The following is an 8711-nucleotide window of genomic DNA, read 5'->3' on the forward strand; positions in this document are numbered from 1 at the left end:
GTTTCCTAGGGCGGCGAGCTCTATTGAGGGCGTCTTTCATCCCTTCCCACGTCGCGGCTGTCAGTGTGACCCGCACAGAGATTTTGTCGCGCGGTCAGGAGCGCCAAAAACGGAAAGAAGCGAGCTACAGGCGAGTTCATTTCGGGATCTGCACGGCCGTTGCATGTGTTGGTCGGCGACGCGGCTGATCGTGCAGCCAGCAATCCGCGCCGCCGGACTTTCGTCCCTGCGGCGCGGTGCCGGGAGGAAACCGTTCAATCAGTCTCCGGGTTACTTGGCGTGAATGACATTCGCAAGCGTCCAGTCATAGTCGTATTTCACCCAGGCTATGTCGCTGTCGGCCATGCCCTTATAGGTCGTTTTGAGATCCTCCAGCGTGATCGTGGGGATGGGAGAAATCATCTTCATGGGCACATCAATACCGCTGAGCTTTGCAACCGCCACGTTGACTGCGACGCTGCCAATACCAGGGTCGGTATTGATCGCCACCGATTGATAGCCAGACTTCGCGTTCAGCTCGAGAAGCAGGTTGGCATCGACGCCGTCAAAGCCGTAGATCTGCAGCGGTACGTCGCGCCCAGCGGACATGAAGGCCTGGGCCGCACCGAAGGCTGCAACGCCCTGGGAGAAAATGATGTTCACGTCGGGCAGTGTTGGCAGAATAGCGGAGACCCGCTGCTGGGCGACGGACTGGTTCCAGTCTCCGTAAACTTCCGCAACGATCTTGATGTCTGGATATTTCGTCAGTGCCTTGACATAGGCATCCTGGATCGCTTGCTCGGCCGCGTTTCCGGCCAATCCGCGTATGTTCAATGCATTGCCTTTGCCGCCCGTCCGTTCGGCGATGTAGCTCACATATTTTTCGCCTAGTTCGTCATAGTCGAACTGCAGATCGACCGCCTTGGAGTTGGTAACAGAGCCCAGCGCGGTCGTTAGCACTGGAATGCCGGCATTGACGGCATTGTCGATCGCGCCATTCAGCGCCGTATCCGACAAGGGTTCGAGAATGATGAAGTCGACCCCCTGCAGGGTCAGGTTGTTGATCTGCTGGATCTGGGTCTGCGGGTCGCCTGCGGCATCGACGACGCTGAGTTCAACCTCCTTGCCCTTTGCATTCAGTTCGGCCGCAGCCCACTGGGCCGCAGCCAGGAAGCCCTTCTGCCAACCATTGCCCTGGAACGGCATGGCGACACCGATCGTGATCTTATCCTCGGCCATCACAGGCCCGGTCGCCATCGCACCAGCGAACGCTGCCGCCAATAGCAGTCCGCCCACCATCACGGCCCGTCTTTTCGCGTTACCTCGTCGCATACATTCCTCCTCCTTGTTGTAGGTCTCTGTGTCCGCTGCTGCGGACTATCTGTTGTTCGATGACCGGGCCGCCACCAGGCAGACCGTCCCCAGGACGATCAGGCCCTGAATGACGTATTGAGCGCCAATGCTGAGCTGCAGAAGTATCAGGTCCGATTGGGCAAGGGTGAGCACCAGCGCGCCAAGCGCCGTGCCGAAAACCGAGGTGACGCCTCCGGTAATCCGGGTGCCGCCCACGACTACGGTCGCCACCGATCCCAGCAGATAACTGCGCCCGAGATCGGCCGAAACCCCTCCCTGATAGGTGGCTAGCAAGGCACCCAGCCAAGCGCCCAGTACGCCAGACAGCACAAAGGTCCCAAGTATCAGCCAGCCGCGCCGTACACCGGCCAGACGCGCGGCTTCGCCGTTCTGGCCCATCGCGTGCAATTGAAGACCAAAGACCGTGCGCGAGAGTACGATCGCCACCAAGACGAGCGTCAGCAAAGTGATAACCAAAACACCTGAAAGGCCGGCAATGCGCATCCGCAACGTCGCCTCGAACAGACCGCCGACACGACTGAAGCCTCCACTCTGGATGGCGACAATCAGACTGTAGATGATGTAGCCGGATGCCAGTGTTGCCACGATGGCAGGAATGCGCAGGCGCACTATCAGCAAGGCATTCAATGCACCAGCCAACGCACCTGCCATCAACGTGAGCGCCAACGATCCGAGGATGTTTCCCTGTCCCAGAAAGCCTGCAGACATAACATAGGCGCCGAAAGTTATGACGTAAGGCAGTGACAGGTCGAAATTTCCCGGACCGCTGGCGATCACCGCCATTTGGGCTATTCCGGCCAACGTTAGGAAGCCGGCAATGGTCGCATTGGCCAGGACGAAGGAAAGCGACAGGGATCCTGTCACCCATCCGGCCAGCAGCCACAAGGCGACCGCTGCGACCAACGCCCCCATCCAGGACTGAACCAGAAGTTTTCGCCAGCTGCTTACGGGTGTTTCAGGCCTCGGGTCGAGAGGTGTTGTCGTGATCGTCGATTGGCTCATCATACCGACCTCGAAATCGAGCGGAAACTCAGTGCGGTGATCAGCGCCAATCCGCCAATCGCAGTCGAGTATTCCGAGCTGATGCCAAGGAAGCCGAGGTTCGTCGTGATCAGCGATATGCCTACCACCGCCATGACGGCACCAATCGGAGCAACGAGGCCGCCCGCGAAACTTGCTCCGCCGACCACGACAGCGGCGATGGTAGCCAGGGTGAAGCTGGAGGCGACATGGACGTTGCCAGCGCCGGTCGCCGCGGTAAGAAGCAGGCCAGACAATACTGCGAAGCTTCCGGCGAGCGCATAAAGCGTGACACGTCCCGCAAGTGCTGAAAATCCAAGGGACACGTATGTCCGCCGGTTATGACCCAGAGCGCGTAGCCGGATGCTGTAACCCCAGCCCTGACAAATCCACAGTCCCAGAAGCGCAACGGCAATCAGGACGTAGCAGGCGAGTGGCAACGGCCACAACTTGACGTGAGCGACCGCAGCCAGCCATTCAGGCGAATGCCCGCCCGGGGTTTCGCGTACCATAAGCCCCAGTCCCAGCCAGACAAACGACGCGCCAAGTGTCGCCACGACGGATGACACGCCCAGAAGTTCGACAATCAGCGCCAGCAGAACATAGCCTGCGACCAGGCCAGCCAGCGCCAGGAGCCCTAGTCCCGGCGCATCGACCAGGTAGGTTGCCGCCAGAACGTTGGCGAGGCCGATCGCAAAGCCTAGCCCCAGGTCAATGTCACCGCCCAACAAGAACAACATCTGCGCCACCACGGCGAAGGCCAGCGGAATTGACGCCTGCAGCAGCAGCTCCAACCCGAAGGTGCTCAGCGCATTGGGTTGCTGCCAGAATGCCAGTGCAAACATGGCAATCATCAATATTGAAGCCGGCAAAGAGCGCCAGGCGATCAGCCGCCTGAGCGAGGCGCTGCGAAAGAGGCTTCGATCAGTCGCCGCAGCCATCGTGTTAAGCGGCGTGCTTGCACCGCTTGGATTGGTGAAAGACGCTTGGACAATGCGTTCTTCTGTCGCCTCAGCGCCACTGAGCTCGGCCACGACATGACCGCGTGCCATGACATAGACCCGGTCGCACTGATGAAATTCGGCAACCTCTGTCGAATAGAGAATTGCGCTACGACCGCTTTCCCTCACATTGCCCAAGATGGCATAGATCGAGGCCTTTGCATTCGCATCGACACCGCGTGTTGGATCATCCAGAAGCAGAAGCGGCGCTTCGCTGGCCAAGGCGCGACAAAGCAAAGCACGCTGCTGGTTGCCGCCGCTCAGGCTGACGATTTGCGAACCGGCACGATGGCTCAGTCCGAGCTCGGATAGCCAATTCTGAGCTGTTGTCTTCAAGGCAGAAAAATCCACAAACCCGAAGCGCGAGAAGCGGGGTGCGGCCGAGATTGCGACATTGTCCTCGACGTTCCACAAAGGCAGAAGGCCCTCGCGCTTGCGGTCACCGCTGACATAAGCCATTTCACTCAGCGACCGGATCGCGCCGGAAGTGCGACCCCGCGTGGCAAATAGAGTTTGCAGCAGTTCGCGTTGGCCCGCACCTTCGAGTCCGGCGACGCCCACGATCTCGCCCTTGCCGACATGGATGCAGATGTCGTGCAGCCGTGGGCCGGTCAGGCTCTGGACAGTCAGAAGATCCTGCAGGACCGGACTATTCGTTTGTGGTTCGGCGGTATGATGCTGATCTGCGGCAGCCCCGAGCAAACCCAACAACTGGTCGTGCGTGAGCGAACGCCCATCGCCGTCAAAGTGCAACTGTCCGTCGCGCAGCACGACCACGCGATGGGCAAGTTTCAGAGCCTCTTCGAGCTTGTGCGTTACATAGATGATCGCGACGCCCTCATCCGCCTTACGGTGCACGAGATCAGCCAGTTGCTCTGCCTCGTGTGTCGACAAGGCCGATGTCGGCTCGTCCAGGATGACCAAACGCGTGCCTTGCTCTGTCATCGCACGGGCGATTTCGACCATCTGTCGCTCAGCCACTGACAGTTCCGAGACCTCTGCACTCACATCAATCAGATTGCCGGGAAAAACTTGCAGTCGTTCACGGGCGATGCGCATCAGCTCTCGCCTGGACGTCGCGGTCCTTTGATGGGAGGTCAGCGCCAAATTTTCGCCGACCGTCAAATTGGCGAACGTCGAGAGCTCCTGAAATACCCGCTGGATGCCATTGGCGCGCGCCGCGCCGGCGATGTAACTATCGAAATCGATCCGCTGACCGTTGAGCGTCATGGTGCCCGAGCTTGCCGGAAGAGTGCCACCGATAATGTTCAGGAATGTTGATTTTCCAGCCCCGTTCGGACCCAGCAAGACGAGAATTTCGCCGGCGCGGATGTCGAGGCTGATCTCACGCAGCACCTTGTTGGCGCCAAAGCTCTTTGACAGTTCACGGACCGAGATGAGGACCGGTCCCTCCGACTCTGTTGCTTGCCTTGCACTGTCGTCTTTCACGCCTATCCTCCTCCCGAAGATCTTGTGCTTTTAACCCTTCAGTCTGTCATGGCAGGTTTCGATCAGCGGTCCTGTCCGGCTCTCATGCCGGACAGTGCTTAGGTCGTTCGTGAGGACCTGATCTGACGTTCCAAGCCATCGCTTGGGATGCAGCCCCTGTTACAAGCAGGCCGTCTGGCCACCGTCGACCGACACCACCGCGCCCGTCATGAAACTGGCGTCGTCGGTGAGCAGGAAGGCGATGACAGCGGCAATCTCCTCCGGTTCACCCATGCGCCCGATCGGATGGGCAGCCTTAATTCGCGCGACCGCTGCCGGGTCCTTCAACATGTATTCGACAAGAGGCGTGTTGGTCATGCCAGGCGCCACCGCGTTGACGCGGATGCCCAGCGGTCCAAGCTCCGGAGACATTGACTTGGTGATACCGGATACAGCGAATTTGGAGGCAACATAGGGCAATCGGTTTGCCACGCCCATCACACCTGCGCCGGACGAGATATTGACGATGGCGCGCGGGCCGTTGTCGTGTTGGACGGCTCGTACGAAAGCCTGGCACATGTTCACGGTGCCACCGAAGTTGACAGCCAAGACGCGTTCGAGCTTCTCCGGCTCGACATCGAGAATGTTGGCAACGCCCGTAATCCCCGCACAATTGACAAGGCCGTTTAACCGACCAAGCCGCGCCCGCGTTTCTGCTGCCAGGGCCAAAGCCGCCGACTGGTCACACACATCGAGCACCGCTCCCTGGACACGCGCGCTGCCGCCGAATTCCGAGACGATCTTATCCACGGCTTGGCTGGTTACATCGATGGCGACAACGTCCGCCCCCTCGTCATGCAGACGGCGCACACAGGCCGCTCCAATACCACTGCCAGCCCCGGTGACCATCACCGTACGACCTTCAAATCTATTCATTTCAGTCCTCCACTGCGACGCGATTGCCCACGTGTCGATCACGTCCCTTGTCTGCTTTGCAACGGCGGGTTGGCTTGCAAGCCTCCACTGCTTGCAGGTCAACGGTATTGGTAGCGCGTGGATTTTTGTCAACGGAGCGAAGGTGGAGGTTGCGGGCGCTGCGGCCCCACCTTGCTTGGTTAGTTTTAGAAAAAAGCGATATTTTGCAATGGGATAGAGACAGATTCGTTGCCGGCGCGCTGTATAGCCTACGATTATACCTGCTTTTTTGACCAAGCCGTTTTTCAACGCATAGAAGGAAGTAATTCTTTGAGGAACCCGACGCGCGACGAGGCTGCGAGGCATCTCGCTCATCGCGGCGGCTGGTCTGATTCCCCGTTTAAATCTCGTTTCGAGAGAGCCGATAAGACAAACAGGCAAGCAGCGCGCCGACCACCAGAATTCCTGCACTGGTAAGGAACGTCGCTTCGTAACCGAACGCGTCGAACAGAACGCCACCGATCGTCGCGCCCAAGGTGATTGCAAACTGGATGTTTGCAACCATCAGCCCTCCGCCTGCCTCAGCGTCGCGCGGCATAGAGCGTGTAAGCCACACACCCCAACCGACCGGCCCGGAGGTCGCAAGGCCCCAGAGTGCGAGAAGCATGGCGGTAGCGAAAATCCAACCGCCGGAGAGAGATAGCGCGATAGCAATGAGCGCCATAAATAGGGGAGCGAAAACCAGCACGCCGTACAAGGTCTTGTTCAACAGTTGTCCGATGAACATCGTTCCGGCAAATCCCGCGATGCCAACGATGAGAAGCAGCAGCGAAAGCATGGGGACACCGACATGGGTGACCGTTTCCAAGAACGGCCGCAGATAGGTGAACAGCGCGAACTGCCCCATGAAAAGAAAAAAGACTGCCATTCCGACAGCCACTGCGGGTCTACCAAGGAGGCGGAATGTGGCTGTCGCGCCGGATGCGCTTCCCCCCTGCATCCGGGGGAGCGAGAAAGCCAGCCAGCATGCTGCGACTGCAGCAAGCGGTACGACACAGAGGAAGGCGCCGCGCCAGCCGATCAGCCCACCGAGAAAGCTGCCGAGAGGCGCTGCGATGGTCGCAGCCAAGGCATTCCCACCGTTCAGGAAGGCAAGGGCCCTTGGTACCTCGATTTCGGGGACAAGACGCATAATCGTTGCCGTCGACATGGACCAGAACCCGCCTATGACAACTCCAAGGAGCGCCCGCCCCACCATGAGGACTGTATAGTTCGGCGCGAGGCCAACGACCGCGCCCGAGCCACACATCAGCGCCACCAAAGAAAGAAGCACGGTCTTTCGATCCAGGCCCCGAGACACGAAAGAGATGAACAAGCTCGTCGCGACTGCGAAAATGCCCGAGACCGAAATGGCCTGTCCAGCTTGTCCCTCGCTTAACGTCAATTCACCTGCGATGGGCGTCAGCAGGCTAACAGGAAGGAATTCGGACGCTATCAGCACAAACACACAAAGCGACATCGCAACGACTGCGCTCCAGTTGGCAGCTGTTGCTTCGCCAGGCGTCGTTTTCATCAGCATTATTTTCTCCAGGTGCTCATGTTTTCAGGCGCGAATTGACAACGCCAGAATGGCACGTTGATGCGAACGGACCTCGCAGATGCAGGTCACCGGTGGCAGGGATCAGTGTCGCTCCCACCATCTGTGGTAGAGCGATCGTCTTGTCTGTCAGTCCAGAAGCCTTACTTTGAGCGGAAATTTGCCACGGGTAAGGAGAGGCTCGAATCCGTCGTCAAGGCGGCCTAGGCGGATCAATCCGCTATCGTACCGGTAGTGACCATAGTAAAAGACGAGATTGCCCCATGGAGCATAGTAGCAAAGGTCTCCAGGAGCTTCGTTGGCAAAAGGCTTTCGCCCTTGTTCGGTAAGTTTTCGCGGCAGATAGGCGATCTTCTCATTCGTCGAATAGTCGTCCACTGTCAGGTCCAAAGGCATCATTGCAGCGAGGTCGCGCGCAGACGGATTATCCTCAAGGGTAGCGGTAAAGACAAAGTCGGCGAAAGAGAATTCTACTTTCATAACCGTTTCCTGAGCTATTGTTCTTGGCCGCTGCGACTGCGCGGAACCAGGCTTGGGGACTGCGCACACTAGGGTCATCGCCATAAGACTGCGACGCGTGACCACAGTGCTTTTCATTGTTTTTGCCTCAACGCGATTGATGGTTCAGTTTTAAAACTGGCAAGCCGAGCTCTTATTCTAGATGTCAGGTCTTCTAATTTAACGTCGCTCTATGATCATAGGATGCCATCGACTGGGCCGCCTTTTGATCACCAAAGACGCGCTTCGCCAAAGCAGAAAAGAAAAAAGGTTGCCGAGACAACAAGAACCAGGGCTGCGCTAGCACCAAGCATGATATCGGTCCAAAATGGGTTCCCCATATATCCATCCTCTAAACGATCGCCCGCCGGCAGCGACAATATCGTGTGCCTTTAACGCTGTGTGAGACCGGTTTAATTGATAGCAAAAGCACCACTCATTGATTAGCGGCTGCAATTTGCATACGGCTATGACCTAAGCTCATCAATTCGTGACAACTACCCGCCTGTGACACTCATATGCCTGGCGACGGCCGGGCGGTTATGGGTGCGGTCGATGATGAAGTCGTGGCCTTTGGGTTTGCGAGTGATGGCCTCGTCGATGGCGGCGTGGAGGAGGGCATCGTCTTCAGTGGCACGGAGTGCCGCGCGGAGATCGGCGGCGTCGTTCTGGCCAAGACACATGTAGAGCGTGCCGGTGCAGGTGAGGCGCACGCGGTTGCAGCTCTCACAGAAATTATGGGTCATCGGCGTGATGAAGCCGAGGCGGCCGCCGGTTTCCTCGACCCTGACGTAACGCGCCGGGCCGCCAGTCTGGTAATCGATGTCGACAAGGGTGAACTGGTCTTCGAGATCGGCGCGCAGTTTCGAAAGCGGCAGATACTGGTCGGTGCGGTCTTC

7 protein-coding genes are annotated in these 8711 nt (G+C 58.5%); all 7 read right to left on the reverse strand.

The window, feature by feature from the left end; translation table 11 throughout:
- Window positions 1–270: 270 nt before the first annotated feature.
- Window positions 271–1311: a substrate-binding domain-containing protein gene (locus AC1D2N_RS23850; RefSeq protein WP_104891212.1), complete on the reverse strand. Its 1041-nt coding sequence runs from the start codon at window positions 1309–1311 to the stop codon at window positions 271–273.
- 45 nt (window positions 1312–1356) lie between these two features.
- Window positions 1357–2358, reverse strand: a complete 1002-nt coding sequence (locus AC1D2N_RS23855) for an ABC transporter permease (protein ID WP_477982129.1) — start codon at window positions 2356–2358, stop codon at window positions 1357–1359.
- Entirely contained in the window at window positions 2355–4823 is a 2469-nt protein-coding gene (locus AC1D2N_RS23860) for an ATP-binding cassette domain-containing protein (protein WP_018517109.1), read from the reverse strand. Before AC1D2N_RS23860 ends, AC1D2N_RS23855 begins: the two co-directional genes overlap by 4 nt.
- A 159-nt stretch (window positions 4824–4982) precedes the next feature.
- A complete protein-coding gene (locus AC1D2N_RS23865) occupies window positions 4983–6092 on the reverse strand; it encodes an SDR family NAD(P)-dependent oxidoreductase (protein WP_245494222.1) in 1110 nt (369 codons plus the stop codon).
- Window positions 6093–6117: 25 nt separating this feature from the next.
- Window positions 6118–7296: an MFS transporter gene (locus tag AC1D2N_RS23870; RefSeq protein WP_018517107.1), complete on the reverse strand. Its 1179-nt coding sequence runs from the start codon at window positions 7294–7296 to the stop codon at window positions 6118–6120.
- Between the two features lie 147 nt (window positions 7297–7443).
- The gene (locus AC1D2N_RS23875) at window positions 7444–7878 is read right to left on the reverse strand and encodes a cyclophilin-like fold protein (protein ID WP_020572906.1); all 435 of its coding nucleotides are present in this window, start codon (window positions 7876–7878) and stop codon (window positions 7444–7446) included.
- Window positions 7879–8309: 431 nt separating this feature from the next.
- Window positions 8310–8711, reverse strand: a 402-nt coding sequence (locus AC1D2N_RS23880) for a GTP 3',8-cyclase MoaA family protein (RefSeq protein ID WP_477982133.1), incomplete at its 5' end; no start/stop codon positions are given.

Source organism: Rhizobium sp. P1_B8, assembly GCF_056406515.1.

Bases quoted from the DNA above. Each gene is read 5' to 3' on its own strand.
- AC1D2N_RS23850 (WP_104891212.1), bottom strand. From the start codon at position 1,311: ATGCGACGAGGTAACGCGAAAAGACGGGCCGTGATGGTGGGCGGACTG.
- AC1D2N_RS23855 (WP_477982129.1), bottom strand. From the start codon at position 2,358: ATGATGAGCCAATCGACGATCACGACAACACCTCTCGACCCGAGGCCT.
- AC1D2N_RS23865 (WP_245494222.1), bottom strand. From the start codon at position 6,092: ATGAGCGAGATGCCTCGCAGCCTCGTCGCGCGTCGGGTTCCTCAAAGA.
- AC1D2N_RS23870 (WP_018517107.1), bottom strand. From the start codon at position 7,296: ATGCTGATGAAAACGACGCCTGGCGAAGCAACAGCTGCCAACTGGAGC.
- AC1D2N_RS23875 (WP_020572906.1), bottom strand. From the start codon at position 7,878: ATGGCGATGACCCTAGTGTGCGCAGTCCCCAAGCCTGGTTCCGCGCAG.